The organism is Lysinibacillus pakistanensis (assembly GCF_030123245.1).
Lineage (GTDB): Bacteria > Bacillota > Bacilli > Bacillales_A > Planococcaceae > Lysinibacillus > Lysinibacillus pakistanensis.
Window position 1 is genome coordinate 2441433 of sequence record NZ_CP126101.1, and the last position, 24297, is coordinate 2465729.

The 24297-nt window shown below is 33.0% G+C and carries 35 protein-coding genes and 1 pseudogene; 27 read left to right on the forward strand and 9 right to left on the reverse strand.

Going from position 1 to position 24297, the window contains the following annotated elements; translation table 11 throughout:
• Positions 1–19 precede the first annotated feature (19 nt).
• Positions 20–1084, reverse strand: coding sequence for an NAD(P)H-dependent flavin oxidoreductase (locus QNH24_RS11850; RefSeq protein WP_283872395.1), 1065 nt, complete (start codon positions 1082–1084; stop codon positions 20–22).
• A 368-nt stretch (positions 1085–1452) separates the two neighbouring features.
• On the opposite strand from QNH24_RS11850, the gene QNH24_RS11855 reads away from it, so the two are divergent.
• From QNH24_RS11855 to QNH24_RS11880, 6 genes are all read left to right on the forward strand, one after another.
• The gene (locus QNH24_RS11855; RefSeq protein WP_283872397.1) at positions 1453–2187 is read left to right on the forward strand and encodes a DUF2087 domain-containing protein; all 735 of its coding nucleotides are present in this window, start codon (positions 1453–1455) and stop codon (positions 2185–2187) included.
• A 186-nt stretch (positions 2188–2373) separates the two neighbouring features.
• Positions 2374–3147 carry a GNAT family N-acetyltransferase gene (locus QNH24_RS11860; protein ID WP_283872399.1) on the forward strand — a complete coding sequence of 258 codons (774 nt, stop codon included), beginning with the start codon at positions 2374–2376 and terminating at the stop codon, positions 3145–3147.
• A 245-nt stretch (positions 3148–3392) separates the two neighbouring features.
• Positions 3393–3863 carry a GNAT family N-acetyltransferase gene (locus QNH24_RS11865; protein ID WP_283872401.1) on the forward strand — a complete coding sequence of 157 codons (471 nt, stop codon included), beginning with the start codon at positions 3393–3395 and terminating at the stop codon, positions 3861–3863.
• A 239-nt stretch (positions 3864–4102) separates the two neighbouring features.
• Positions 4103–4849 carry a hypothetical protein gene (locus tag QNH24_RS11870; protein ID WP_283872402.1) on the forward strand — a complete coding sequence of 249 codons (747 nt, stop codon included), beginning with the start codon at positions 4103–4105 and terminating at the stop codon, positions 4847–4849.
• A gap of 387 nt (positions 4850–5236) precedes the next feature.
• The gene (locus tag QNH24_RS11875) at positions 5237–5494 is read left to right on the forward strand and encodes a DUF1871 family protein (RefSeq protein ID WP_283872404.1); all 258 of its coding nucleotides are present in this window, start codon (positions 5237–5239) and stop codon (positions 5492–5494) included.
• A 763-nt stretch (positions 5495–6257) separates the two neighbouring features.
• Positions 6258–6866, forward strand: coding sequence for a YpjP family protein (locus tag QNH24_RS11880; RefSeq protein WP_283872406.1), 609 nt, complete (start codon positions 6258–6260; stop codon positions 6864–6866).
• Positions 6867–7023: 157 nt separating this feature from the next.
• Here the strand turns inward: QNH24_RS11880 and QNH24_RS11885 are convergent, their stop codons facing one another.
• Positions 7024–8046 carry a tyrosine-type recombinase/integrase gene (locus QNH24_RS11885; protein ID WP_283872408.1) on the reverse strand — a complete coding sequence of 341 codons (1023 nt, stop codon included), beginning with the start codon at positions 8044–8046 and terminating at the stop codon, positions 7024–7026.
• A 45-nt stretch (positions 8047–8091) separates the two neighbouring features.
• Here QNH24_RS11885 and QNH24_RS11890 point away from each other — a divergent pair, with 45 nt between their 5' ends.
• Positions 8092–8331, forward strand: a complete 240-nt coding sequence (locus QNH24_RS11890) for a hypothetical protein (protein WP_283872410.1) — start codon at positions 8092–8094, stop codon at positions 8329–8331.
• Positions 8332–8406: 75 nt separating this feature from the next.
• Positions 8407–8808 (forward strand): RusA family crossover junction endodeoxyribonuclease, encoded by a 402-nt coding sequence (locus QNH24_RS11895; protein ID WP_283872411.1) that lies wholly within the window; start codon positions 8407–8409, stop codon positions 8806–8808.
• 50 nt (positions 8809–8858) lie between these two features.
• Here QNH24_RS11895 and QNH24_RS11900 read toward each other — a convergent pair whose 3' ends face one another.
• The gene (locus QNH24_RS11900; RefSeq protein WP_283872412.1) at positions 8859–9113 is read right to left on the reverse strand and encodes a hypothetical protein; all 255 of its coding nucleotides are present in this window, start codon (positions 9111–9113) and stop codon (positions 8859–8861) included.
• A 282-nt stretch (positions 9114–9395) separates the two neighbouring features.
• On the opposite strand from QNH24_RS11900, the gene QNH24_RS11905 reads away from it, so the two are divergent.
• Positions 9396–9791: a YopX family protein gene (locus QNH24_RS11905; protein ID WP_283872413.1), complete on the forward strand. Its 396-nt coding sequence runs from the start codon at positions 9396–9398 to the stop codon at positions 9789–9791.
• A gap of 86 nt (positions 9792–9877) precedes the next feature.
• Here the strand turns inward: QNH24_RS11905 and QNH24_RS11910 are convergent, their stop codons facing one another.
• Complete coding sequence (locus QNH24_RS11910) at positions 9878–10291, reverse strand: DUF3888 domain-containing protein (RefSeq protein WP_283872415.1); 414 nt, start codon at positions 10289–10291, stop codon at positions 9878–9880.
• Positions 10292–10513: 222 nt separating this feature from the next.
• Positions 10514–10816 (reverse strand): DUF4177 domain-containing protein, encoded by a 303-nt coding sequence (locus tag QNH24_RS11915; RefSeq protein ID WP_283872417.1) that lies wholly within the window; start codon positions 10814–10816, stop codon positions 10514–10516.
• A gap of 27 nt (positions 10817–10843) precedes the next feature.
• Between QNH24_RS11915 and QNH24_RS11920 the strand changes: the two genes are divergently transcribed.
• Positions 10844–11254 (forward strand): LuxR C-terminal-related transcriptional regulator, encoded by a 411-nt coding sequence (locus QNH24_RS11920; protein ID WP_283872418.1) that lies wholly within the window; start codon positions 10844–10846, stop codon positions 11252–11254.
• Positions 11255–11425: 171 nt separating this feature from the next.
• On the opposite strand, the gene QNH24_RS11925 is transcribed toward QNH24_RS11920, so the two are convergent.
• The gene (locus QNH24_RS11925; protein WP_283872419.1) at positions 11426–11764 is read right to left on the reverse strand and encodes a hypothetical protein; all 339 of its coding nucleotides are present in this window, start codon (positions 11762–11764) and stop codon (positions 11426–11428) included.
• Positions 11765–12816: 1052 nt separating this feature from the next.
• Here QNH24_RS11925 and QNH24_RS11930 point away from each other — a divergent pair.
• From QNH24_RS11930 to QNH24_RS12005, 17 genes and pseudogenes are all read left to right on the forward strand, one after another.
• Positions 12817–12948 carry a hypothetical protein gene (locus QNH24_RS11930; protein ID WP_283872420.1) on the forward strand — a complete coding sequence of 44 codons (132 nt, stop codon included), beginning with the start codon at positions 12817–12819 and terminating at the stop codon, positions 12946–12948.
• 99 nt (positions 12949–13047) lie between these two features.
• Entirely contained in the window at positions 13048–13452 is a 405-nt protein-coding gene (locus tag QNH24_RS11935) for a hypothetical protein (RefSeq protein ID WP_283872439.1), read from the forward strand.
• A 68-nt stretch (positions 13453–13520) separates the two neighbouring features.
• Positions 13521–13745 (forward strand): galactose oxidase, encoded by a 225-nt coding sequence (locus QNH24_RS11940; protein ID WP_283872441.1) that lies wholly within the window; start codon positions 13521–13523, stop codon positions 13743–13745.
• 198 nt (positions 13746–13943) lie between these two features.
• Positions 13944–14483 carry a hypothetical protein gene (locus QNH24_RS11945; protein ID WP_283872443.1) on the forward strand — a complete coding sequence of 180 codons (540 nt, stop codon included), beginning with the start codon at positions 13944–13946 and terminating at the stop codon, positions 14481–14483.
• A gap of 153 nt (positions 14484–14636) precedes the next feature.
• The gene (locus QNH24_RS11950; RefSeq protein ID WP_283872445.1) at positions 14637–14825 is read left to right on the forward strand and encodes a sporulation protein Cse60; all 189 of its coding nucleotides are present in this window, start codon (positions 14637–14639) and stop codon (positions 14823–14825) included.
• Positions 14826–14950: 125 nt separating this feature from the next.
• On the forward strand, positions 14951–16138 hold the full coding sequence (locus tag QNH24_RS11955) for a transposase (protein ID WP_283872447.1): 1188 nt from the start codon (positions 14951–14953) through the stop codon (positions 16136–16138).
• Entirely contained in the window at positions 16125–16262 is a 138-nt protein-coding gene (locus tag QNH24_RS26190) for a transposase (protein ID WP_289416257.1), read from the forward strand. Before QNH24_RS11955 ends, QNH24_RS26190 begins: the two co-directional genes overlap by 14 nt.
• Before the next feature lie 285 nt (positions 16263–16547).
• On the forward strand, positions 16548–16877 hold the full coding sequence (locus tag QNH24_RS11960) for a hypothetical protein (RefSeq protein WP_054771477.1): 330 nt from the start codon (positions 16548–16550) through the stop codon (positions 16875–16877).
• 97 nt (positions 16878–16974) lie between these two features.
• A pseudogene (locus tag QNH24_RS11965) lies at positions 16975–18118 on the forward strand (IS3 family transposase).
• Positions 18119–18423: 305 nt separating this feature from the next.
• Positions 18424–18654, forward strand: coding sequence for a hypothetical protein (locus tag QNH24_RS11970; protein ID WP_283872449.1), 231 nt, complete (start codon positions 18424–18426; stop codon positions 18652–18654).
• 29 nt (positions 18655–18683) lie between these two features.
• On the forward strand, positions 18684–18872 hold the full coding sequence (locus QNH24_RS11975) for a hypothetical protein (RefSeq protein ID WP_283872451.1): 189 nt from the start codon (positions 18684–18686) through the stop codon (positions 18870–18872).
• A 79-nt stretch (positions 18873–18951) separates the two neighbouring features.
• A complete protein-coding gene (locus QNH24_RS11980; RefSeq protein WP_283872453.1) occupies positions 18952–19236 on the forward strand; it encodes a hypothetical protein in 285 nt (94 codons plus the stop codon).
• A gap of 161 nt (positions 19237–19397) precedes the next feature.
• The gene (locus tag QNH24_RS11985) at positions 19398–19655 is read left to right on the forward strand and encodes a hypothetical protein (RefSeq protein ID WP_283872455.1); all 258 of its coding nucleotides are present in this window, start codon (positions 19398–19400) and stop codon (positions 19653–19655) included.
• A 4-nt stretch (positions 19656–19659) separates the two neighbouring features.
• A complete protein-coding gene (locus QNH24_RS11990; RefSeq protein WP_283872456.1) occupies positions 19660–19920 on the forward strand; it encodes a phage holin in 261 nt (86 codons plus the stop codon).
• The gene (locus QNH24_RS11995; protein ID WP_283872457.1) at positions 19917–20597 is read left to right on the forward strand and encodes a M15 family metallopeptidase; all 681 of its coding nucleotides are present in this window, start codon (positions 19917–19919) and stop codon (positions 20595–20597) included. The genes QNH24_RS11990 and QNH24_RS11995 overlap by 4 nt, the downstream gene beginning before the upstream one ends.
• A gap of 111 nt (positions 20598–20708) precedes the next feature.
• Positions 20709–20891 carry a hypothetical protein gene (locus tag QNH24_RS12000; protein ID WP_283872459.1) on the forward strand — a complete coding sequence of 61 codons (183 nt, stop codon included), beginning with the start codon at positions 20709–20711 and terminating at the stop codon, positions 20889–20891.
• 208 nt (positions 20892–21099) lie between these two features.
• Positions 21100–21528, forward strand: a complete 429-nt coding sequence (locus QNH24_RS12005) for a hypothetical protein (protein WP_283872460.1) — start codon at positions 21100–21102, stop codon at positions 21526–21528.
• 65 nt (positions 21529–21593) lie between these two features.
• Here the strand turns inward: QNH24_RS12005 and QNH24_RS12010 are convergent, their stop codons facing one another.
• The 3 genes from QNH24_RS12010 to QNH24_RS12020 form a co-directional block, all read right to left on the reverse strand.
• The gene (locus tag QNH24_RS12010) at positions 21594–22649 is read right to left on the reverse strand and encodes an Ig-like domain-containing protein (RefSeq protein WP_283872462.1); all 1056 of its coding nucleotides are present in this window, start codon (positions 22647–22649) and stop codon (positions 21594–21596) included.
• A 569-nt stretch (positions 22650–23218) separates the two neighbouring features.
• The gene (locus QNH24_RS12015) at positions 23219–23737 is read right to left on the reverse strand and encodes a hypothetical protein (RefSeq protein ID WP_283934536.1); all 519 of its coding nucleotides are present in this window, start codon (positions 23735–23737) and stop codon (positions 23219–23221) included.
• A 68-nt stretch (positions 23738–23805) separates the two neighbouring features.
• Positions 23806–24006: a hypothetical protein gene (locus QNH24_RS12020; protein WP_283872465.1), complete on the reverse strand. Its 201-nt coding sequence runs from the start codon at positions 24004–24006 to the stop codon at positions 23806–23808.
• Positions 24007–24297 lie beyond the last annotated feature (291 nt).

The following is a 24297-nucleotide window of genomic DNA, read 5'->3' on the forward strand; positions in this document are numbered from 1 at the left end:
CATCCCTTTCCTTCCCAAACTATTTTTTAGCTTCAGCAATAATATCTTTTATTAATAATTCCACGGTTTGACATTGGGCTAATCGTGGACTTTGACCAGACCAAAGTGACATGTAATCTTGATTGTTTTCTGCACTAGAAGTCTTTCTAATATCCTGTGTTAAAGTATTTTGAATAGGGAAGTCTGGTAATAATTGTTCGTGTTTTTGCATTTCTAAAATAAATTTATTTTCTAGTCCTCTTGCCCATTTTCCTGAAAATGAACGAGTTAAAACGGTTTGATCTTCGGAAGCATTTAGGATGGCTTCTTTATGCACCTTATGTGCGCCACTTTCAAAGCAAGTCAAGAAAGCTGTACCCATTTGCACGCCCTGTGCTCCTAAGCAAAGAGAAGCATTTAACCCTCTTCCGTCCATAATTCCTCCAGCAGCAACAACAGGAATGCGTACATTATCAACTACCTGAGGAATCAATGACATTAAACCGATCAAACTTTCTGTAGGTTTATTGATAAAGTTTCCACGATGCCCACCAGCTTCACTACCTTGAACAACAACAATATCCATTCCTGCTTTTTCATTTTCGATTGCTTCTCTAACAGTTGTAGCAGTTCCTATTAGAATAATGTTAGATTGTTTTAATTCAACAATCATTTCTTTAGAAGGAATACCAAAAGTAAAAGAGCAAATAGGAACCTTTTCTTCAATAACAACTTTAATTTGTTCAATAAATGTTTCAAAAATATCATTTAAACTAGGAATTTCAAAACTATCTTTTGGTTGTAGATTCAATTGCTGACGGATAGGGTTTAAGCTACGGTTAGCGGTTTTAACTTCATTCTCTGTCACATTAAATTCGTTTGGAACAAATAAATTAACCCCAAAAGGATTTGACGTTAACTCCTTTATTTCCTTTATTTGTGCTCTCATTTGAATTGGTGTCATATAACCAGCACCAATCATTCCTAAACACCCAGCATTTGAAACCTCAGCAACTAAGTTTGAAGTGGTTACTCCGCCAGCCATTGGAGCTTGTATAATCGGATACTCAACTTTCAAAAGTTCTGTTAAGTTATTATTTAACATGATTTCACACCTCTTTGTTATTTTCATCTAGTATTCTCTTAGATTTCTAAATTTCCTTATGTGTCTTTGTTAAAAATATTAACCTACACAAAAGGGTAGGATATTTAAATCATATTACTTTTTTGTCAGAGGGTATAATCCTTAATAATGATATTTGATATCACAATTATTGATGGCTAAAGTTTTAAGGAATTTTTTCAACTACGATTCAGTAGCGTAGACGTAAATAATAGGTAAGCTCAGGTGCTCATGAAATGTGGGTACCTGTTTTATTGTTTATTTAAATGAACGGAAAATGTTTTTGTTTACAAATTAATAAACATATTATATATTGTTTATTAAATAATGGGTATGGAGGAATTTTGCTTGTGAATATAAATGATTTGACAATAGAGGAATTATCTAATGGTTTTGTAAACAAGGGGGAAGCATATGAATGTTTATTTTGTAAAAAAACATTTGATGCTGAAGAAGTATTCAAAATAAATGATCGTTTTTTTACAGCTAAAAAAGCTTTACAGCTCCATATTGAGAAAGAACATGGCTCTGTGTTTGAAGCTTTAATTCAATTGGATAAGAAATACACGGGGTTATCAGATATTCAAACGGAATTACTTAAGCTATTTGCAACAGGGGCACCAGATAAAGAAATTATAAAAAACACTTCTGCAAATAGCATTTCAACGATTCGGCAACATCGATTTAAATTAAAAGAAAAAGAAAGGCAAGCAAAAGTTTTTCTAGCGATTATACAGGCTTTAGAAACAACAAAAGTATACGAGCCTATTCATAAGGGGGCAACTCAGGTGGATGAGCGTTATGCAATTACAGTAGAAGAGAAAGAAAAAGTATTAGCAACGTATTTTAAAAATGGCTTAGATGGTTCTATTGAGAGCTTTCCAAGTAAGGAAAAAAGGAAAATAATTTTACTGAAACACATTGTAATGAAGTTTGAGGTAGGTCATAAATATAGCGAACAAGAAGTAAATGAAATTTTAAAGCCTATTTATAGTGATTATGTTTCCATTAGAAGATATTTAATCGAATATGGTTTTTTAGAGCGAAGCGAAGATTGTACAATGTATTGGGTGAAAGAAGATTAAAGAGATTCTAAGGTAAAGTTGATAGACCTTGGGGTTTTCAAATAACCATACAGGGTGACAAGATGGATAAATAAAAACTTTATGAAGTTAGAACTTTAATATTTTTGGTGATTATAGGGCAGGTTAATGAAACAAATATGTGTTTGAAAATATTCTGATTAATAGGAATGATGGAGGTATAAACAAATGATTAAAGTACCAAAAGAACATTTTAATATTATAAAGAAGAAAATGAAAGAAGGGCCAACATTTGTATTTAGTGTGTTAGATTCTACTGTTAAAGGTACTGTACATGCAGATTCGACTAATTATAAATCTCTTTTTATTCAAACGGATTCAGGATTGTCTTATGTTGCAGGGCAATTAACTGATGAGCTATTTCTTAAGAATTTAGTTAGAGTTTTTGAGGCATCAGTAAATCAAGGGAAAAGATTTACATTATTTTCTACTACTCCGGCTTGGAGTTGTGCAATTGAAAATCTCCTCAACATGAAAGTAAGAAAAATACAACGTTATGCTTTTTCTTTCGATTTAATGACCTATAAAAATAGAAAAAGAAATGTCATTAGCGAGTATGATATAACAATAATTAATCAAAATCTGATTGAACATTGTTTGGAATTTGATAAAAAATATTATGACGAATATTGGGATTCTATCGATAACTTCCTTGAAAATGGTATTGGTTTTTGCGTGAAGGATAAAGAGAAGGTTATTAGCGAAGGCGTTTCAATTTTTAAATCTAAAAATTATGCCGAAATAGATATAATCACCGACTCGAATTACAGAGGGAAAGGGTTAGCAAGTATTGTTGCTGAGCAATTTATAGATTATTGCCTATCCGAAAATATTCAACCACGCTGGGATTGTGATGTTGATAATAGTGCTTCAATTAATTTAGCTAGTAAATTAGGTTTTATAAATCCCGAAAAATATGATGTCTATACTATTAAAATATAGTTCATTATCCTTCTTCATCTTCCAAAAGAACTTAATCATCTTTCATTTTCTGTGGTGAAGTGCCGGTTTTTACGTTTTATTCATGGCTAATGGGGTCCTTCAGTTAATTAATCCGTAAAACCACTTCATGATGGATGTTTTTTTTGCTTGTTATTAATGCATAAAGGACAATGAGTACAGAGAAAGTAATGGGCGGGGATGTGAATAGGTGATTTAATTATACTAATAACATAGGAGAGATAAGTATGTTTACCTTGATTAAAAACGATATAATATTTATGGATATAGAAAAGGAAATTATGAACTCGAATATCGAATATAATTTAATTGCATATGATAAACAGGTTTTTGAGAATGAGGATATTATAGAAACATTTAAAGAAGCTGATAAATTACAAATTAAGAGATATTTAGTAAAAAAAGATGAAGAATATATAGCCATTTTGGATTACGGTATGTCAAGTCCTCGTCATCAAAAACCTTGGTTAAGTTTACTGGCCCTACATAAAAAATATCAAGGTTTAGGATATGCTAAAAACATATATATAACTTATGAAGAATTAATGAAAGACCAACAAGTTGACTGTATTCAAATAGCGGTTCATTCCACGAATGAGAAAGCCTTAAACTTCTGGACTTCACTTGGCTTTATTAAATTTAATGAGAGAACTTATGAGAGTAAAGTAATCTTTAGTTTTGAGAAGAAATTAAGTTAGTAATGTAACCAACACAATTTGAAAGAAATGGTTGAGGAATAAATTAGAAGGGGGAATTAGTTTTTTCTTAATACTTATAGACCTTTTTATTCTATGGAAAAAGGGAATTCTATATTTTTCTATTTTTATAATAATATTACTTATATTTATGGAAAAACACACTATTTTTGTTTGGTTTTTGACATCATTGATTTCAATTGCTAAAATAATACCTTATTAAGCTGAGTAGGGAGAGAATAATGAAAAAATTATTGATTGTGTTACTAGCAGCATTTGTATTTGCGGTAGTAAATCCAACAAAATCAGAAGCGAAAGTGATGTATGATGGAGCAGAGGTTGTAAAAGGGCAAACAGGAAAAATGACCTTTAAAAAAGACATCAAGGTATACAAGAAAAATTCAGATGGTACGTTTGATTCTTTAATGGTTAAGCGAAATAATTTTTTTAAAACGTATGAAATTGAGAAATATGATGGCAAAACATTCTATCAAATGGGGCAATATCGGGTACAAGCAACTGATTTGGTAGTTTTTAAAGAAGTGCCAATAAAAATTCGTTCATCTTTCTATAACGAACCAACTTATATTATTATTAATCGTGATGGTATTTATAGTCACGGATCATACGGATTTAACTTCAGAAGTAGATGGGGTATTTCTTTCTTGGATACAAACAGTGGACAACTGCTGGAGTATTGCGAGAGTGATGATGGTAGTTGGATGAAGTGTTATCAGTATCCTGGTACAGATCTTAAAATCGCTGAGACTATACATAGTAAATCCGGAGAACGTTTTGAGTTAACAAACGATGCAGGTGGGAAAAGGACTCCATTAGATGGAGCTAAATCTGAAACAATGTATGAAAAGGGAAGCGTTTTTTCATCGTTAGGTACTGAAATTAATGGTTATCTAGAAGTATTAAATGAATCCGACTCAAAAATTTCTTGGCTTCCGGTGAATTTATTAAAGCCAAGTGGAGATAAGTGATAGATTATGAATTTTATTTAGCTCTCTTATTTATTTAATAGGGGGGGCTATTTTAAGGTAGACATGGGGATAGGATGTTTGTCGATGGCTTTGGTTGAATAAACAATAGCAGACTATGTTGTGGAAGGGTAAATGGAAATAATTGTTCAAATGAAAGTGGTAAGAGGGTATTATTGAATTACAAAGCAGATTAATGGAAGTGAAGTATGACCTAATAGGTGGCTTAAGTATGAAGCGTATAGTTATAGTTGGTATAGCAGTAATTTGATTGATTTTATTAGCTATGTTGTTTTTAACAACAGGATCACCAACTTAAGTTATATTGTGCAGGTTAGTTCAATAAGGACATTGAATAAATCAATAAAAATAATATTAAAGAGGGATAATATGGAGCACTTTAAAATTGTAAAAGAAGTAATTGATAATTGGGATCCGAAGCAATTTTTACATCATACACCTGACGATGAATATAACCCAGAAATAAGACTTATTGTAGAACTATTACCAACAGCAACTTCTGTTGAAAAATTAGCTGTTGTGATACATGAGGTCTTTGTAAAAATGTTTTCGGTTGATGAAGTATATTCGGTTAATAATTGTTATCCAAGTGCGGTGAAAATTTGGAACAAAATCAATAAAAGTTAATTTACAAAAAATGATTTCGCGCCAACTATGCAGGAGGAGTGATGAATGCGGTTTTGGTTCCACTTCGTGTCCAAACACCTACCGAATGAAGATAAAGCCTCCGACAGATGTTACGGATTTTTGAATTGGGCAGGCACAATTCAAAAATCCATTTTTCCCAAGGTTTAACAACTCTTTTATAGGAAACGGCAAATACCTAAAGACTGAAGAGGGTTCTTTACAATGTGTGAATAATAACAAAAAAAGATTGAAGCAATTTGCCCCAATCTCATTCACACATTCCTATGCACAACTTCGCCGTATTTTATTAGCCCCTTTGCAGCCCCATAAGCCCCAATTGGAAGCATTATTTTACATCATATTGCATTAAAAGAAATTCGGAAATAATAGCAAAAACCTTGATAACACGGTGTTTTGCATAAGAACGGTTATCATTATGCATTTTAACTAAATTAGTTCGTGAAGCATAAAGATGATAAGTAACCTAACATTAATAAAAGACCAATACCCATTGCGATTTCCATGCTTGTACCTCCTTTTAAAAAACGACACTTTTATCTGAAATACTTCATCTTCCAGTAAGTGCAACATTGCTTTAACTTACATTCATAGGCGACTGATAATTCTACCAGTGCATGAAGTTTCACTTTATACATAAATATTGTACAATGAATTTTAGAAATATGAAACCTTTTATTAGCTTGTACGTATATATTAGTAGCAGAATTACCAATTTGTACATAAAGAGAGAAGGTGTTAATTAATGAAGAAGTGGGTTAAAAAGAGTATTGTCATCATGGTGGCGTTTTTAACATTTGGATTAATTACGCCAACACATGAGATATGGGAAGCATTTGATTATAATCCTTCCAATCGAGCTTCAATAGGCCCAGATCAAGGGACAGGCACTGCCCTTGCAGCAGCACCAGATGACACCCAGATAGTGCAAACAGAAATACAGCAAGACCCAGTTAACTATAATGCGTTGCTTTTAGATGCTGCAAAAGAACAATCCTACATAAAGTTCGGCACAAAAATTGGACCAAAAATTAGCAATGAATTTGATGCTATTATTTTTCCGAAAATGGAGGAAGCCATTGAGATGACAGTGGCTGGCTTAGATGATTCATCTTTAGCATCTTTAACAATCTCAGAAAGACCAAGTGGGAATTATGGAGAAAAAATCTTTAATATCATTAATAATGAAACGGGTAATGATTTAATTCGCTTCCATGTGCGAACTGAAAAAAGACCACAGGAAGGCTATTATTATAACTTCCATTACCACAGTGCCGAGGATAACTTTATGGCACACTACAATTTAGGGGATATCTATTGGGAAAAAAATACTCCTCCAAAATGGTTGTCATAAAAATTTTGAAACACTCGTAAAAAATACGAGTGTTTTTTTCTTTGTAAACGTTGATATATCAAGCTTTGAGGAAGGTAACTAAGTTATTGAATTATGACACCATTCCAACGGAGTAGGGGAGAGAAATACATGTACCCCAAAATGTACCCCAATTTCATCATTTTTTGATTTCTTTGGTTTTTTCAAATGAACTCAGGTTAATAATTTCATCCATAAGATTAGATGCATGTACCTCATCTTTTGCAAATGAATGAGCATACACTTTATAAATTGTTTCCGGAGTATCACCAACTAAAGCTGCAACTGTTGAAACAGGAATATTATTTGATAATTGTATCGTTACAAATGTGTGCCGCAAGAAGTGAGGGGTAAAGTAAGTTATATTTTCTCTTTCACATATTAAATCAATGATGCGTTTCAAATAACGTTCACCAATTGGTTCACCAGCATACGTAATAATCACATGACCTTCAGGATTCCTAAACTTACAGGTTTCCATTATTTCCTCATACCACTTTCGATAATCAAGTAAAATACTTTTGATACTTTCATTCATTGGGAATTTTCTGTAACTATTTTTCGTTTTAGGAGACCTTGAACCAAAGCGATCCTTAGTTTTGTTAATATGAATTAAATTATTTTCAAAATCAATATCAGTTCCCCATTGCAAAGCTCTTAATTCACCAACACGCATTCCTGTTAAAAATAATAGGCTCAAACAAGTATAATGAGTTATTTTGTATTTAGTACGTGCGATTTCTAGTATTTCTGTTACCTCACTAATAGTAAGTGCGTTTCGTTTAATACTTTCACTAGCTTTTTTCAAATTAGGAGAGGTGAATCTTTTCCTATCTAAAAATTCATTTTTAATAGCGAATGAAAAAATAGCATTTACTCGTCTATATATATTTAAAAGAGTACCTTCTTTAAATCCTTCATTTATCAAAGGATCGATTAATTCTCTTTGTATTATCAAGTTATTCACACTTTTTATTTTGAAGCGTCCAATATAATCTAAAACATATTTATTCATCACATAAATATGATTTCTTTCAGAAGTTGGCTTCCAATTCGTTTTATTAGCTTCAATATATATTTCGTTCAGTTGTTCAACCGTTAAATTATCATTTTCAACAAAACTTGCATTTCCATCTAATATAGCAGCCTTAACTTCAATCAATGCTCGTTCGGCTTTTTCGATCGTATCAAAGTTTCGTTTGAACCCATGGAACAAATCGAACTGAATTTAGGTGTTCCAATCGATGAAAGTAAACTAGATCCTAACCCAATGGTGAATTTAAATGGCTATGGTCCAGAAGGTAAGCGTTGTAAACATTGTAAGCATCTATTTGCTTGGAAATATGCAGGGACCTATTACAAATGTGGTCAACGACAAAATACAAATGGCGCTGCTACAGACCAAAGAGTGAATTGGAAAGCTTGTAGTAAATTTATAGAACGATAATATACACGCTGCTGGTAGAACGACATTAGGTTGTTTTATCAGCAAACTTCTAAGAGTGCTAACAGGAGGGCAAACATGAACATACTCACATTTGAAATACCAGGGGATGTGCAGGCGCAACAAAGACCGCGAGTGACTAAGTTTGGCACATTCGATCCGAAAGAATCCAAAGACTATAAATCATTCGTGAGACTGGTAGCTTCACAAATAGCACCTGATGAACTAATTACTGAGGAAATAAAACTTAGCATCATTGTTTATCGAAAGATACCTAAATCATTCAGCAAGAAGAAGCATCAGCAAGCTGTAGATGGCGTTTTGAGACCAACAACCAAACCAGACATCGACAATTTAGTAAAGGGCATTAAAGACGGTCTAAGTAAGTTTTTATGGTATGACGATAGCCAAGTAACAGAGTTGGTTGCTCGAAAGTTGTATTCAGATAATCCGAGGGCAGAGGTGACGATTGAATGGTAAATTGGGGGGATTAAAATCAAAAACCGGCAGATTTAATCTGCCGGAAAAAATTAATTTAAGTTATTTCCAAAACCATAATTTGCTTTAGGGCCAGAAGCTCCTTGGAGGTACTCTGTTTCCGGATTTTGAATTTGTTGTCTTACTTGGTTCGCATCAGTCTCAGTTCCGAATTCTACGTTGTTCGTTGAATTCATTAAATTTTGATTTGAAAAACGACCAGAAGCTTGAATTTTGTTAGCTTCAGCTTGCTGGATTTTTTGCCTAATTTGGTCAGCAGTTCGGTTCTTGTTTCGATTTTTTGACATGGATTTCACCTCCTCAAATTAGTCTGTTCAGAAGAGGTTTTATTATCACTAGGAATTATTATGTAATACGCATGAAGTTACTGATCTTTACCAACAACACTAGTAAATGATCAAAAAAGAATCTAAACCTTACAAGGAGCCATGGGAAGTGCCGTATTAAAGGATTAGCTAAAGTATTTATCTCAAGCAATTTAAGGTACGGTTTATTCTATGTATTAAATAGCAATGGGATTATGTTTTTATACAAATAATAGAAAGATATTGTGAAGGTGGTTGTTATAAGTGAATGCTATTAAATTTCGAGCAAAAATTACGAATCCTAACCATTTAAGTTATGGGGAAATTGTAGAAGTTGAATGGCTTGATTTAAAAAACAAACGTATTACTTTCAATGGAGTTGCAACAGCATTAGGTTTTGGAATTGTTGAGCAAGCCAATGATGGAGAATTTAAATTACTACAATACAGTGGACACAACGATTTAGATGATAACGAAATATATGCTGGGCATATTGTCCGTATTTATGATGATGAAGAAAATGATGACGGATGGAACGAAGAAGTTATCTTTCATCAGGGAGCATTTTGTGCAGGGGATGAAAATTTTATTGGTAACGTGCACTTTAGATCACGAATCATAGGTGATGTTTTTAAAGATAAAAAGCTATTATCCAATTGAAAGAAATTGTTCAGTAGGATGAAAAATGAAAAAACAAAATTCTATAAATTGAAGGAATCGACTATAAAATTAAAAATTTTAATGAATTATTCTGGTGGATATTTATACGTCTTTAGATGAGTGTGATTTATCAATTTAACCTCAGGTCCAAAAGATATTTCATAAGTCATTCGATCCTTTCCTAATGAAATATTGTGACCGCCATCAGTTGGTTCAATTTCAAAAGTAATTTGCAAATCAAAGCCTCGAAAATGATTTCTTTTAGTTTCAATCAATTCAATTTTCCACGGAGTTACACGAGGTGAAACATCCTTAAAAATCTTCGGGTAATAATAGTTAGTCAAATCTTTTTCGATATAAGGGGTAAGTATTAAGATTAGCATATCCTGTAATCTAAGTTCGTTAGAATCCTGAGTGGGTCCAAACCCTAATACTGTCCTTGGTAGGAAAAATAAAACAAGAGTAATTGATATTATTAAAGCAGATAGGCCCTTTTTCATTTATAAAATACACCTCTTTTATAATATTTTATAAATTTATTATTAACCATCCATTTAAAAGTATGTAGTTTTAAAAAGAGAAGATGGAAAAATACTCGAAATAATTCAACAGTAGTTTACTGCACAATATGTAAAAATAAACCGTTAAAGGGTCACTTTGGATAGGGTGACCCTTAGTAACTAAATTCGAAGGTTCTTAGTTTATAGCCTCAGAAATAGGTTTTATGTATTTTGTGGTCTCTCGAAAATTAGTTCATAATAAGTACCCATCCCAGGTGCAGTAGTAAAGTCAGGAGTTAAGATTTGAATAAATCTCCAACCTTCTTTTGCGTGATTTTTAATTACTTCTCGGTAATCTTCGGTAGGTCTACCTGATATTTTTTTAAACTCAATTTTAACAAACTTATATTCGTACATTAGAAACAGCTCCTTTTTAACCAGATTATAACATAAAAAAGCTGCAGCGTTTGCAGACGCTACAGCTCGAATTGGTTTATGCCCTTTGACGGTGCTTAACAACTCCATTATATCACACCGTAGGAGGGCAAACCTATGAAATTACTAACACAAGACAAGCTAGACGCAATGATTACAGACTACCACTGGATGGTTAACGCCATCAAAGAAATGCGTGCAGAAATGGTCGTTGGGGCAAAGACGGCACAGTATGGTATCGAGGCTACATTACCGAAAGCAATTGGTGGAGTAGGCGATCCGATTATGCAGGAGGCTATTCGACGTTCGAAGAACATCAAACGTGTTGCTGAGTATGAGAAGAAGCTTTTAGAGGTTCAGAGACTTTTAGACAGAGTTTCAGGCGATAGAGAGGTGCAAGTCCTTAATTGGATGCTAGACGGTAAATCACAGCGTTGGATAGGCCAACACATGGCTTTATCCGCAACGAGCATTAAGCGGATTAAAGATAATATTGTGAAACAGATGATGAGGGACCTTTGCTCTTAGGAAATATAGAGAGTGGGAAAGAGTTGTTTGAGGTACAAAAAATTTTAAAATATTTAAAATATATAATTAGGAAAGACAAAATTTACTTTAAACTTAGATTGTTTAGTTTTTATTGTATATGAAAAACAAAAATAAAGAGTTTGGATCAATTTCCAAACTCTTTATAAATAATTACTCTAAAAATCGTGATATATTACCAGCATATGTAACTTTATAGAACTTGCTGGAATAATCTTCGGTTTTTACTAGAGGTATATTCCCACCATATTTATATCCATTTCTTTCTTCAGTTGTAAAATAAGTACTAGGAATCGGTTTCCCTTTTTCGACGAAATCTATCCTTGTGACATAAATTGAGGCAGCATAAGGAGTAATAATATTAGAAGATTTCACCTGAATGGGCTCTTGAATTGGTGAAGAAGGTTGAGTAAGTTCTGCTGCATTAGCAGTACTAATAATCCCAACTGATAATGCTAATGTTGCTACACCTGCAGTAATTTTTTTAAACATGTTATAACATCCCTTCTTTGTCAATTGGTAGTACAATTAACAATATAATACATTTTTGGGTAAAAGTAAATACAATTTTCTGTTAATTGGAATACTTAGTTTGAATGTGGCGATTTTGTGTCTGAAAATAAGAGCTTTTGTCTACTATTCTTTGGTTAAAAAGGTTATTTTCTTTAGGTTCGTGAAAACTACAATTATTATTTTATATGATATAAGGAAACTGTAATTAAATCTCATTATTTTGTCGTATATTTCGTTATGGAATAAGTAACAAATGTTACAAATGTGATAGAAGTTACAAACGTTACATTCGTTACACATTAGGTATTTAAAAATTTATCTTGTAAAATTGGAGGTAGGACGGTGCGGCAATGTTTTCCTCTCTTGGCGTTTATAAATTACTAAATATTAGGGACAGACAGACCGACGACCGACCCGCGCTTGACAGACTAGTTCGGAGCGTGACACACGGCCGGCTCATATTTTTTAAGAGATTAGGTATCTTAATTAATATAAAAGGCTAAAAAACGGAAAAAGGAGTGGTTATTATGTGAACTTCGTCCACTTTCCATAATTCAGTCAAACTAACTACAGCAATAAAGTGCACGGAAATGCACTATAAAACTAAAACACTTTTCTGCCTACACAATAAACACGTCCGGCTCAACGTGTGTGAGAAATGAGCTAACTCGACAATTAAATATTTTACCGCAGTAGACGAGCCTTATCCTTAGCACGGTAAGGCTTTTTATTATGAAAATGCCAAAAAGGTTTCGTGTTTTTCGATTTACACAACAATATTGATTTGTTAAAATAGGAACGTAAGTTCGTATTTTAATTATATTAAGATTGGAGAATGATACATATGACAAACCCTACCTACAGCAACAAAAGAAGAAAAGTATTTAGCGTTTTATGGTTTTTTATCACAATTATCTACTGAGGATAGGTTAGATCATTTGTATAAGAATACATTTAATAAAATGTATAATGTTATAACTGAGAACACCAAGCCTAATGATCCTCAAACTCTTAATGATGTATTTACAACTATGGAGCCATACATTAAAAATGACACTTTTTATTATGTAGGAAAGATTAAACAACTTATAGAATCTGATTTATGGCAATACATGCTAACAGAAAAGGCAGATTTTGATGCAAGTGGATGGGAACCATATTAATAGATGCCTTAACGACTTAACGAACTTACAAAGTCTATCCTTTTTAGGTAGATGCCATTATGGTGTTTTTTTGTTCTTAAAATTAAGGAGGAATAAAAAATGGAGAAACAATTTATTGAAGAAAAATTAGAGTCATTGTTGAGTGGAAAAGAAGTTCAATTCGGATTAAGTTCAGTAAACCTTACTGGAACAACAAGATTGGTGACAGATGGTGATATCAATACTGGAATGGTAATGAAACCGGCTTCTCATAGTACGGACCCATCTGCAATAGATACACTACTATATGAGTTTTCATCTCCTCAGAATATTGATGCTATTAAAGTACATATTGAAAATAATAATAATGCAACTTATGACTATTTCTGTAAAGACAGTAATAACAGAGACTGCGGAAGTGGTCGAATTGAGCTTATAGATAATGTAACCAATATTTATTTTTTGCCTAATAGAATTGCAGATGTAAAGAAAATTTTATTCAACACTCAAACAAAGATAGTGTAAAAGTTCTAGAGTGGGATGTTTACACTGATCGTTCACTTGATCCAAAACCAACGGCTAATAGAGCAATATTGACTATCACATTGTTAAATGAAGTGCAAAAAGAATATGACTTATCTACTGAAGAAGTACAAGCGTTCCTTACATGGTTTGATGAACGTACTAAGGGAAATGGACTAGAAGAATATGCATTTGAAAAAACATGGAATAAAGGACCATTCTCTAATCGAACTGAGTGCATTATCTACAGTAAAATAATTATGTTTGAAGTTGATGAATATGTTATTGAAATGTAATTAGTTATAATAGTAATTAAGAAGTCACACTCTAAATGAGTTGTGACTTTTTATTATGAAAATAACCTAATAAATATTTCCATAAACACGATTGCAGATACATATAGAGTAAGTTTATTTTACTAAAATTATAAATTTATGGTAATATCTATAACATAACTTTATTAAGTTTATAATTTCATAGAAAGAGACTAAATTATGACAGAAAACATTATTGTTCAAAAAGTTAAAGAAACTATATCTGGAATTGAAATAGGTTACTTTGACACTGCGAAATCCTATATTTATGATGAGTACTTTAAATATTTTGATGATGATGATCGAGAGACTAAAAAATATGCGTTATTTCTTTTTGCTTGCATGTTAGGAAACTGGTATAGTAAATCAACTTTTGTCTTCAAACCGGAGAAGGAACGTTTAAAATACAATATTGGTAAAAATGAAAACTTTTATAATTTTGAGGACTATTTAACTTCATTGTTAGATCACCATCAAAAAGTTAAACAAGAATTTCCTTATATATTTGAAACTATTATATTGTACTTAATTTTGATTGAGGAAGAAAAAGGTCTGACTTATGAAGATTGGTTTCCTGAAATTAATTCGCAAATATTTAAAGAACTTAGGGAGAAAATTTTAATTCCCAACAGTAATTATGTCCATGATTGTCATCCAATTAAATACTTATTTAGAGAAGTTGGAATCGAACCTTTTTTCAAAGATGATTTTTTTGATTAATAATATCTGTAATGAGTGATTCATTTCACAATGAGTTATAACTTTTTATATGGAAGAAACAAGCAATTGAGACTACTAAATTGGTAGTCTCTTTTTATATTGATAATACATTCCATCTAATCTATCATTATAGGTAGATGGGGGATGATTAAAGTGGCAAAAGTAAGAACCAAAATTCTTGAAGCCAATGATATACATGATATAGAAAATATAGAAGACAAAATAAATGCATACTTGGATTCTTTACAAGAAGGAACATTCATTGATATAAAGTTTTCTACTGTTTTGCATCCTAACTACAGTAAAACATACACAGCACTTATTGTTTATAAAACTAATTAAGGGGGCTGTCCGAAAAGTCGATGTTAATCGATTTTTCGGTACAGCCTTATTTTTATATACCAAAAAATCGTCCTTTTTTGTAAAATGAAGTTACCACACCACATTAACAGAAAGGACGATTTTTAATGAATAACCAAATGATTACTCAAACAAATTATAACATGCAAATGGAGATGATTCTAGAAGGAATTTTAGAGGAGAACATCTCTCAGAAACCTCGTAAACCACTTGTGTTCAAACCTTATACGAATCGTCAAAGTATGATGATTCCCGATATCGAATCCTTTATTCCTGAGCATCATGTAGCACGTTTAGTCGATGAAATGGTAGAATCCATTCCAGATAAACTGCTATTTTCCCATTATGTAGGTGGTGGTCGTGCCCCTTATCATCCTAAACTGTTACTAAAAGTCATTTTATATGCCTACACACAAAAAATATATTCTAGCCGAAGTATGAAGCGAATGGTTGAAGAAAATTTGCCTGCCATGTGGTTAGCAGGCATGCAATCATTAGAAAGTCGATATGAACAGGCTTCGAACAAAGAGGAAAGAAAACAGCTTCGAATGGAGAAATCTAAACGTCAAAAACACATCAAAACGATTGAAAAGGATTATCTGCCAAGACTAGCTCGTTATGAGGCACAAAGAGAAATTTTAGGTGAACGTAATAGCTATTCGAAAACAGACCACGATGCCACATTTATGCGAATGAAAGATGATCATATGAAAAACGGTCAGTTAAAAGCTGGATATAATGTACAAATTGCCACACAAAATCAATTTATTATCGGGTACAAATTATTTCAGCGACCAGGAGATACCCGTTGTTTCCAGCCATTTATGAATCAACTAATTGAAGCATTACCCAAAGTGCCAACACAGGTAATAGCGGATGCAGGTTATGCAAGTGAAGAAAATTATTTATTTGCGATGGGCGAAGAGCAGGAACCACTATTTGAATTACTAGCCCCTTATAACACGTATGTAAAGGAACAAACAAAAAGTTTTAAACAGGATATTTCGAAGGTACAAAACTGGCCCTATCGCGAGGAAGAGGATGTCTTTATTTGTCCGAACAATCGAAAGGTGCTATTTAAACGCTATAGTCAACGAAAAAATACGGGAGGATACGAACAAGACTACAAAATTTATGAATGCGAGGATTGTACAGATTGTCCGTTGAAAGCACTTTGTACGAAAGCTAAAGGCAATCGTCAAGTTCACTGGAATCCCGTCTATGAAGAAATGAAAGCAAAGGCAAGAGCAGCCCTTGATGACGAACAAAAGGCAGCCCTTTATGCGAAGGCGTAAAGTGGATGTCGAAACTGTGTTCGGAGACATCAAGGGCAATCGGTCGTTCACACGATTTTTATTGCGTGGACTTGCCAAGACCCAAACAGAATTGGGCTTGTGGCAATTGCCCATAACCTATTGAAAGTAGCAGGCATCCGCCTCGCTACTTTCAGCAAAAAGGAAAAAGTGCGATTTGGAAAACGGCCCGTTCTCCAAATCGCACTTTTTATTTAGGGACTTTCTGGACAGCCCCTTTTTATTATGAGAGCAAATTTTCGTAGTATATTTTTAGTTCATCTGTAATATTTGGTATAATTTTGTTTAAAATTGTAGATAATTTCCTTTTGTGATAGTAAGTTTTTTCCTGTATAATTTTTATTGTAAGTAATTGTAAAATTAAAAACTAATGATGAAGAGAGGGAGACTCATGACTTGTACAAAAGGTGAACAAGGACGCAACATGGGACAAACAAACAAAGAATTAAGAAAAGAAATACAAGACGACATCATAGAAAAAATCAATAATATAAATGATATTAGAAGAACTGCAGATAGTATTTATACATCAGCTAATTTTCATTTAGATTCTAAACAATTACCTAATACGAAAAACTTCAAAGTGGAGATACAGTATAGAACAGGAAAGAAACAAACGGTCTCTGTAATCGAGGTAAAAGATACGGCTACTATTACTGCAGAAGTTCATCAGGCATTGACTAACAGTTTGAAGGATGGGTATAAGTGGATTGTTTCATAAAAAATCAATGTAGTGATCTAGTGAATGTAGAATGGAGTCATGGACACATCCTGGTTAAGTAAGTATTATTATAACCAAGAGAGGACGTGTCTTTTTTATGAGTCAAAAAAGATTTAATAAAGAATTTAAACAAACTGTTGTGGAGCTTTATCACTCTGGTACACCAGTCAGTCAACTGTCTAGCGAATATGGCGTTTCTGAAGTAACTATTTATAAATGGATTAAGTTACATTCTCCAATCGAAGGTGCAGAAGAATTAACTGCAGCGGAAGTTTCTTCGATCCAAAAAGAAAATCTTCGGTTAAAGCAGGAGATTGAAATCTTAAAAAAGGCTATGACCATATTCGCGAAAAAGTAACAGAACAAGAACTCATTGACCATATTGAAAACGAAAGCGAACATTATCCTATTCAATTAATGTGTCGCGTTTTAAAGGTACCCAAAAGTACGTATTATCAGTCTTTCCACAAGAAACCAAGCGTGTACGAAGTTGAAAACAAAAAAATTACAGGACGTATTTGTGCCATTCACAAAGAAAGTGATGGACGATACGGTGCGCCGAAAATACATGCACAGTTACTCAAAGAAGGCGTGAAAGTTAGTATTAAACGCGTACAACGACTCATGAAAAAAGCTGGTATTCGCTCGAACATCACAAAAAAGTACCGTCCGACGCCAACACAAAAGCCCGTGGAAGAACGTGAAAATATACTTGAACAAGATTTCCATACAACGACGATTAGACGATTAATGAAAAATGGGTAGCTGATATTACGTATATCCATACAATCCGCGATGGATGGTGCTACTTGGCGTCGGTTCTTGATTTACATTCGAAGAAAATTGTAGGGTATAAATTCGGACGAAAAATGACCGTAGATTTGGTCGTTGAGGCATTGGATCACGCTGTACAAGCTCAAAATCCATCCTCAGGATTAATCATCCATACCGATTTAGGTACGCAATATACGAGTGAAACATTTCAAGAAAAACTAAAAAAACACGAAATGATTCCGTCGTTCAGCCGTAAAGGATGCCCGTATGATAACGCATGTATCGAGTCTTTTCATGCAACATTGAAAAAAGAAGAAGTCTATCGAACACGCTATGAAAATGATGAAACAGCTAGAGTTGCACTATTTCTATACATTGAAGGTTGGTACAATCGCAAACGAATTCACGGTGCTATAGGCTTTCTAACGCCTGATGAATGTGAAGATATGTGCCAAGCTATGGCGTAACATTTTGGGATACAAGAAATGTTCCTCTTCACATTTTTGATGCGCAACCTCCATGGATTTCTCGCTCTACATCCCGAGTAGTCTGTCAAAGGCTCTTTTCACTTTGACTGGCTACTCGGGATGTGGAACACTCCATAAATGGTGGTTGCCACAAAACAAAAACTTAACTTTAATGTGTCCAGAATCTTGACTTAGATCCAATAAACCTTAATGGTGCTGTGATAGTCAATGGCAGTATTAGTGGGGCTACAGACATAAATGTGAATAGAAACATAAGTATAGGTAATCAAATAAGATTTTCAGATATGACAACTATTACAACCGGTGACGGCGGAATAGAAATACAAGCATGGAATGGCATTGACATAGTTTCTAACTTTACAAGATTCCAAGGCGGAACAGTAGATTTCAGTGGTGTATCTGTAACAGGGCTTAACATTAGTGATGGAATTAGTTTTTTTCAAAGTTCTAACAATCCTAAAGTTTTAGTTGTTAGAAAAAACGGTTCAGATATTGGGTATCTATCTATGAATTAAAATAATATAAGGAACGGAGAATGATAACTATGAATTATCAAGTACAATTAAACAATGGGCAGGTAATTAATTTAAAAAATGCGGAGTTTGATGCGGGTGTATTCACGACAACATTAAACGATCAAAAAATAAATTTTGTTAATATTGGCGGGGCAATCATTAATAAGCATATCATCATTAGTGTATTACCGGTAGATGATACAAAAACGCAAGCGTAGGCTTAGCGTTATTTTTATAATTTAATTTAGCAGGGATTCCTTTTCTTTTGTCGAATTTAGTAAATAGAGGAGTGATTTATTGCTAACCAAAATTAGAAAAGTTAAGTTTGAGCCAGAAAGAAAAAATCCAATGTATAATGTTATTATGGAATGTCCAGATGGAAAGGAACTATATGTGAAATTTGATTATACTTATGCAACCAAAAATTTTTGGCCATTAAGAGTTAATTATAATAAAAAAAATTATGGTGCAAAACTTGCATGGTATACAAGAGAAGTCGAAAACATGACTGTTGAATTGTTTTTAGAAACAATTGCAAATAAAATAAATAAAAAATATAACTTTGATTTACTACAAAATTAGTAATAATACATTTTGTTTTATGCCTTCCACAACCATCTGTGGAGGGCTTTTATTATACGCTATGAGAGCAATCGAGATGGGCAACTGTACATGTTACTGGTTCTCGATGCTTCTCATAGCTTTCAATTTTCCAATAGTGCATGAAGGCGAGGGAATAGGGCATGAGTCAAGAAACAACCTTTCAACAAGCTGTCACGATGGCTGACCATGAAAGGCGATTGCAGGAACTTGAAAAGGACGTATCAACGATTAAACCGATTGTATATAACACAGCTTCGAGCGTTAAACAAATCGAAAAATCTGTTGAAAAAATGGAAAAGAACAGTGACAAAATCAAAGGTTATTTTCTAGCTGCAGCAATCAGTGGCGTCATAGGTATTGTATTTATAGCATTACAAAATTCAATTCTCGGAGGATAACATTATGAAAATTAACTGGAAAGTACGTTTAAAGCATAAGCCTTTTTTGGTGGCCGCCTTTGCATTATTGCTTTTACTGGTGCAACAGATTGGGTCATTAATTGGCTACGATACAACAATTTATAACGAGCGAGTTACAGAGTTATTTAACACTGTGCTCGCTTTTTTAGTTCTCATTGGTGTAGTTGTTGATCCAACGACAGAAGGCACTAATGACAGCTCTCAGGCATTAAAATACGACAAACCAAAGGATGATGTTAAATGAGCTCAAGCGTAACAACTACATGTCGAGATCTTTCCGAACTATTACCAGCTGCACAAACTGCCTGTCGATTGCTATTTCAGGAGTGCTACAAGGCTGGCATTCGCAACATCTTCATTACAGAGACATATCGCTCTCAGGAACGGCAGAAATACCTCTATGCGCAAGGTAGAACTAGACCAGGACAAATTGTTACATGGACACTAAATAGTAACCACAAATCACGCCTATCATGGGATATCGCGGTAGGTCCTCCACAATCTTTATATGATGTTACCACTTTAAATAGAGTCGGTGCCATCGCTAAAAAGTTAGGCATTGAGTGGGGCGGAACATGGACAAATGCTATTGACCGACCGCATTTTGAAATTAAAGCAAATTGGAAAATACCTAAAGGTTATGTATTAGGAAAAGTAGTTGTACCAAGTAACAGTAAGATGCAGGTTCAATTAATTGTGGAAGACAAACCAAAGGAGGAAGTTAAAGTGCCAGAAATTAAAAATTGGAATCCAGGTTCACCAGCTATGCAAACGGCAACAGAAAACATTATTAAATGGGGCGTACAGAAGAAACACATTCAATCTCAACACTTAACAGCTCTACAAAATAAAGAACTTACTACAGATCGAGTGCTGGGCTTAGTTGCAACTGTCATTGACCGCGGTGGAATGCTTAAATAAAGGTAAGTCTAAAGCCGGATGAATTATCAGTCTATCACTGTATTTACGTGCAAAATAAACTTTTGATATGCTGTTTATAGCAAATATTTCTTGTTGAAGGGAGCAATCAAAGTGATAAAGGGAGCGAAGAAAGTATTTTTTGCAGGAGCATTAATTATTATTATAGGAAGTGCAGTTCTGCATTATGGGGTATCCGATGAACTAGAGTATAAAATGTGTTTAGGAGCACAGGGCATTTCTAACACACTAGCAGATGTATTTGGTGATGAACCAACTAATGCTTGTAATGAATAAAAAGAGAATTCTACATTTGTGACAGAAGAAGACACCCAGGTACTCAATTAATTTTGAGCCTGGGCTTTTTTTATTTTTATTATTGGTATATTTAGTAATTCAAAGTATACTTAATATTAGTAAATAGTAGGTTGTGGTAAAATATTGGCCTGGCTAGTAAAAGACCGTACTTAAAATATTTTGACAGTTTTAGGAGGGGGAAAAGACATTGAGGAAAATGATTAGCTTTTTCTTTATTATGTGTTTAATCTTGTCAGGGTGTTCAGAAGATATAAAAACTGACTGGGAAAAAAGTCCGACTTTTACTAAAGATAATATGATTTTACATGGATTAGAAGAAAAATTCGGTATTATAAAAGTTAATGGGGAAAGCGATGAGCCAGAGTTTCCAGTTGGTGACGAAGGAAGACTATATCAAGTCTATTTTTTAGAAAAAGATTTTATCGGAAAAAATTTCAAAATGACAGCAACACATAAGGATACAGGAGAAACTGTAAAACTTTATGAATGGGCAATTGAAAACAAACAGAGTGAGGCGAAGTTTGGATTTGATAAAAAAGGGCTTTGGAAAATTTCTGTTTTAGTTGATGAAAAACCATATACAGATTTTATTATTGAAGCAGAGAAGAAAGAATAACTTTTAAGTCATATAAACAAATGACCAGGCGCTCATAAAAATGTGAGTACCTGGTCTTTTTATGGCTAATATTCTCTTACTTCAAAAGAAGCAATTTTATCATGTACTACATACTCAGTTACCTTTTTATAAGGTGAAATTGTTTTTGAGAATTTGAATGTTGCAGTACCTTGTGCACTATCAAACCAATTTAAGTAGTTGTTTAATACGGCATTCGTTACATCATATTCTTTTGTTATACCATTCACCAAAGTGATACTTAGAATAGCACTTGATGATTCACTAATCGGTTTCTTAACAATAACTGTAGCAGTCGCAACTAGTTCTGTATTTTCGACTTTAGCAGTAATAATTGCTTGACCTTCACGAATAGCAGTTACATTCCCGTTCTGATCTACAGTAGCGATTGATTCATCACTACTTGTCCAAATTACTTTAGCTGTATCTGGAGTAACTGTAGCTGTTAATTTATCTTGGCTGCCTTCCAAAAGTTCTAATGTATTTCTATCTAAAGTAAGGGATTGATCATTAGGAATTTCAGTTTCAGATAATAAAACACCATCAATATCAAGTGCATTGATTTCAAAACTTTGAGTCATATCAAGATTTTTAATTACAACAATATGTGTCCCTGATGATAAATTACTTTTTTCATAAGTCAATTTCTGTGTCCCATTACTACTATTGAAACCCGGGATATTTTGGGAAAAATTTTCAATCACATTTCCATCAATGCTAACTTCTATGTTAGCACTCCTAGCAATATAAAAGGCTCCAATAATTCTAAATTTAGTTCCATTAAAAATGAAAGTAGCAGAATTATTTTTTCCGAAAGATGCTGTTGATCCATTATAATACAATGAATTATTTGTAACAGTATAACTTGAAGGGTTTCCAATGATAATTTTGGGATTAGTGCCGTGATATCTATTCCATCCGACTTCTGGTTTTTTTAGAACATTACCAACTACAGCACTATTTTCTGGAGTATTATTTAAATTAGTAACACCCTCTTCATAATCCACAGCTTCTGCAGCTGAAGCACTTTCAACACTAAGGCTACCCAGTATAAACAGCATTAACGCTAAATAAATAAAACCTTTTTTAAACAAATTAACCACTTATGTATCCTCCTTAAAATTGTCTAAGGTTATTTCTTTTAATAACCTATAATAACAACTTTAACCATACATATGCTTATTTACCATAATAAAAAACAGACAACTTTATTAGTTATCTGTTTCACGTTCCGTATTGGGCTGTTTAGCTTGTTCAATTACTACCTCAAAGGCTGTATTAATCTCCTCTATCATATAACCAGCTTCCAGTAATTCTTGGGTTGTTTGTTCATTTAATTATCGCCATTTAAATTTTATCTAACTCCAACATTTATAATATTGAAATTTGCTAGAAATATCAAAAAGGCATATTTGTAGAGGCATAGGTAAGGCTATATAGCGTTTGAGTAGTAAGTCGACTTAATCATCATCTGTGAAGGGTAAAGTACACAGAGAGTGTCCAGTACCTTTATATTTAATAGATCAGGTGAATTTGAAAATTGAATGGATGGTAGAGAGGGAGATTTAAGATGTTGAAAGTATGAATTAACAAAAGAAAAAGTCGATTTTTAATTACGATTGCTTTATTACATTTCATTGATTGAAAATAAAAGCACCTATTAAGGTGCTAATTAGTAATCGAATGATTTAAATTCATCTAAATATTTTCTCCAACCAAAATCAGTAATTTTGAAATCATTATACTTTAATAGAGCATATTCTCGACGATATTTATTTCTTTCTAATTCATTATAAGCAGGATCCATGTTAACACCAATATTTTTAGAATAATCTTCGGGCTTGTCAAACCAAACGTGTTTAGTACTAATTGGTTCATAATTCGTCCAACTCATTTTTGTTTCTATTCTCAGATCCATTTTTAGATTTGGATAACGATACCAGCTATTATAGTCTTGCCCCAATATCTTTTTATTTGGTAGTTTTCCTATTACATCTTTAGCCATAGTTTCAATATAATCATTAAGTTGCTTTTTAGCTTTAGTAACATCCTCTTTGGCTGTATCTTGATGCTTAATAGAATTTAAATGTTCAGTCATCGCAGCTTCGAAAGACATGTTATAAGGTGTAAGAGACATATTGAAATCAATAAAAAAATCATATGGTCTATTTAAATCATCGTTTTCAGTCACAATATAATTAAAATTTACTGTAACAATGTCAGTTTTTAATTCTGAATAATTTTTTTCTAAATAGTTTTTTAACTGACTAGCTGAACTAATTTCAGTTTAACTTCTTTAGCTCTGCCATTTGTATGTGGCTTCTTTAAACCAACCATGTATGTGCTCGAATTCACTTTGTTTTCGACTTCTTTAGCGTGTACAGTTTCAGTATGTACAGGTGTTAATAACATTGATAAAAGAATACTACTAGTAACCAATGATAATGATAGTTTTTTCATTAATAAATCCTCCTTTTGTTCTAAATTCTACCACTTTATGAATTATATAAAAAGTGGATAATTATTTTCTATTTGACTACTACAGAGAAAAGACATTCCATGATGGGTGGTTAATCTTTTGTATTTTCAAGTTAGTAAATAATAGTAATGGGAACAGGTTAGTGTAATTAAAGATTTTTAATTAATTGGATAATATTAGTTAAAAATGTATATTATCCAATGCTATGTGATTATATTTCTTTTTAAACCATTTGTTGGATATTTACTGAATGTTTAAATTGATATAATAAT

Bases quoted from the DNA above. Each gene is read 5' to 3' on its own strand.
- QNH24_RS11850 (WP_283872395.1), bottom strand. From the start codon at position 1,084: ATGTTAAATAATAACTTAACAGAACTTTTGAAAGTTGAGTATCCGATT.
- QNH24_RS11860 (WP_283872399.1), top strand. From the start codon at position 2,374: ATGATTAAAGTACCAAAAGAACATTTTAATATTATAAAGAAGAAAATG.
- QNH24_RS11865 (WP_283872401.1), top strand. From the start codon at position 3,393: ATGTTTACCTTGATTAAAAACGATATAATATTTATGGATATAGAAAAG.
- QNH24_RS11870 (WP_283872402.1), top strand. From the start codon at position 4,103: ATGAAAAAATTATTGATTGTGTTACTAGCAGCATTTGTATTTGCGGTA.
- QNH24_RS11875 (WP_283872404.1), top strand. From the start codon at position 5,237: ATGGAGCACTTTAAAATTGTAAAAGAAGTAATTGATAATTGGGATCCG.
- QNH24_RS11880 (WP_283872406.1), top strand. From the start codon at position 6,258: ATGAAGAAGTGGGTTAAAAAGAGTATTGTCATCATGGTGGCGTTTTTA.
- QNH24_RS11890 (WP_283872410.1), top strand. From the start codon at position 8,092: ATGGAACAAATCGAACTGAATTTAGGTGTTCCAATCGATGAAAGTAAA.
- QNH24_RS11895 (WP_283872411.1), top strand. From the start codon at position 8,407: ATGAACATACTCACATTTGAAATACCAGGGGATGTGCAGGCGCAACAA.
- QNH24_RS11900 (WP_283872412.1), bottom strand. From the start codon at position 9,113: ATGTCAAAAAATCGAAACAAGAACCGAACTGCTGACCAAATTAGGCAA.
- QNH24_RS11910 (WP_283872415.1), bottom strand. From the start codon at position 10,291: ATGAAAAAGGGCCTATCTGCTTTAATAATATCAATTACTCTTGTTTTA.
- QNH24_RS11915 (WP_283872417.1), bottom strand. From the start codon at position 10,816: ATGGAGTTGTTAAGCACCGTCAAAGGGCATAAACCAATTCGAGCTGTA.
- QNH24_RS11920 (WP_283872418.1), top strand. From the start codon at position 10,844: ATGAAATTACTAACACAAGACAAGCTAGACGCAATGATTACAGACTAC.
- QNH24_RS11925 (WP_283872419.1), bottom strand. From the start codon at position 11,764: ATGTTTAAAAAAATTACTGCAGGTGTAGCAACATTAGCATTATCAGTT.
- QNH24_RS11930 (WP_283872420.1), top strand. From the start codon at position 12,817: ATGGAGCCATACATTAAAAATGACACTTTTTATTATGTAGGAAAGATT.
- QNH24_RS11935 (WP_283872439.1), top strand. From the start codon at position 13,048: ATGGAGAAACAATTTATTGAAGAAAAATTAGAGTCATTGTTGAGTGGA.
- QNH24_RS11945 (WP_283872443.1), top strand. From the start codon at position 13,944: ATGACAGAAAACATTATTGTTCAAAAAGTTAAAGAAACTATATCTGGA.
- QNH24_RS11955 (WP_283872447.1), top strand. From the start codon at position 14,951: ATGAATAACCAAATGATTACTCAAACAAATTATAACATGCAAATGGAG.
- QNH24_RS26190 (WP_289416257.1), top strand. From the start codon at position 16,125: ATGCGAAGGCGTAAAGTGGATGTCGAAACTGTGTTCGGAGACATCAAG.
- QNH24_RS11960 (WP_054771477.1), top strand. From the start codon at position 16,548: ATGACTTGTACAAAAGGTGAACAAGGACGCAACATGGGACAAACAAAC.
- QNH24_RS11970 (WP_283872449.1), top strand. From the start codon at position 18,424: ATGACAACTATTACAACCGGTGACGGCGGAATAGAAATACAAGCATGG.
- QNH24_RS11975 (WP_283872451.1), top strand. From the start codon at position 18,684: ATGAATTATCAAGTACAATTAAACAATGGGCAGGTAATTAATTTAAAA.
- QNH24_RS11985 (WP_283872455.1), top strand. From the start codon at position 19,398: ATGAGTCAAGAAACAACCTTTCAACAAGCTGTCACGATGGCTGACCAT.
- QNH24_RS11990 (WP_283872456.1), top strand. From the start codon at position 19,660: ATGAAAATTAACTGGAAAGTACGTTTAAAGCATAAGCCTTTTTTGGTG.
- QNH24_RS11995 (WP_283872457.1), top strand. From the start codon at position 19,917: ATGAGCTCAAGCGTAACAACTACATGTCGAGATCTTTCCGAACTATTA.
- QNH24_RS12020 (WP_283872465.1), bottom strand. From the start codon at position 24,006: ATGAAAAAACTATCATTATCATTGGTTACTAGTAGTATTCTTTTATCA.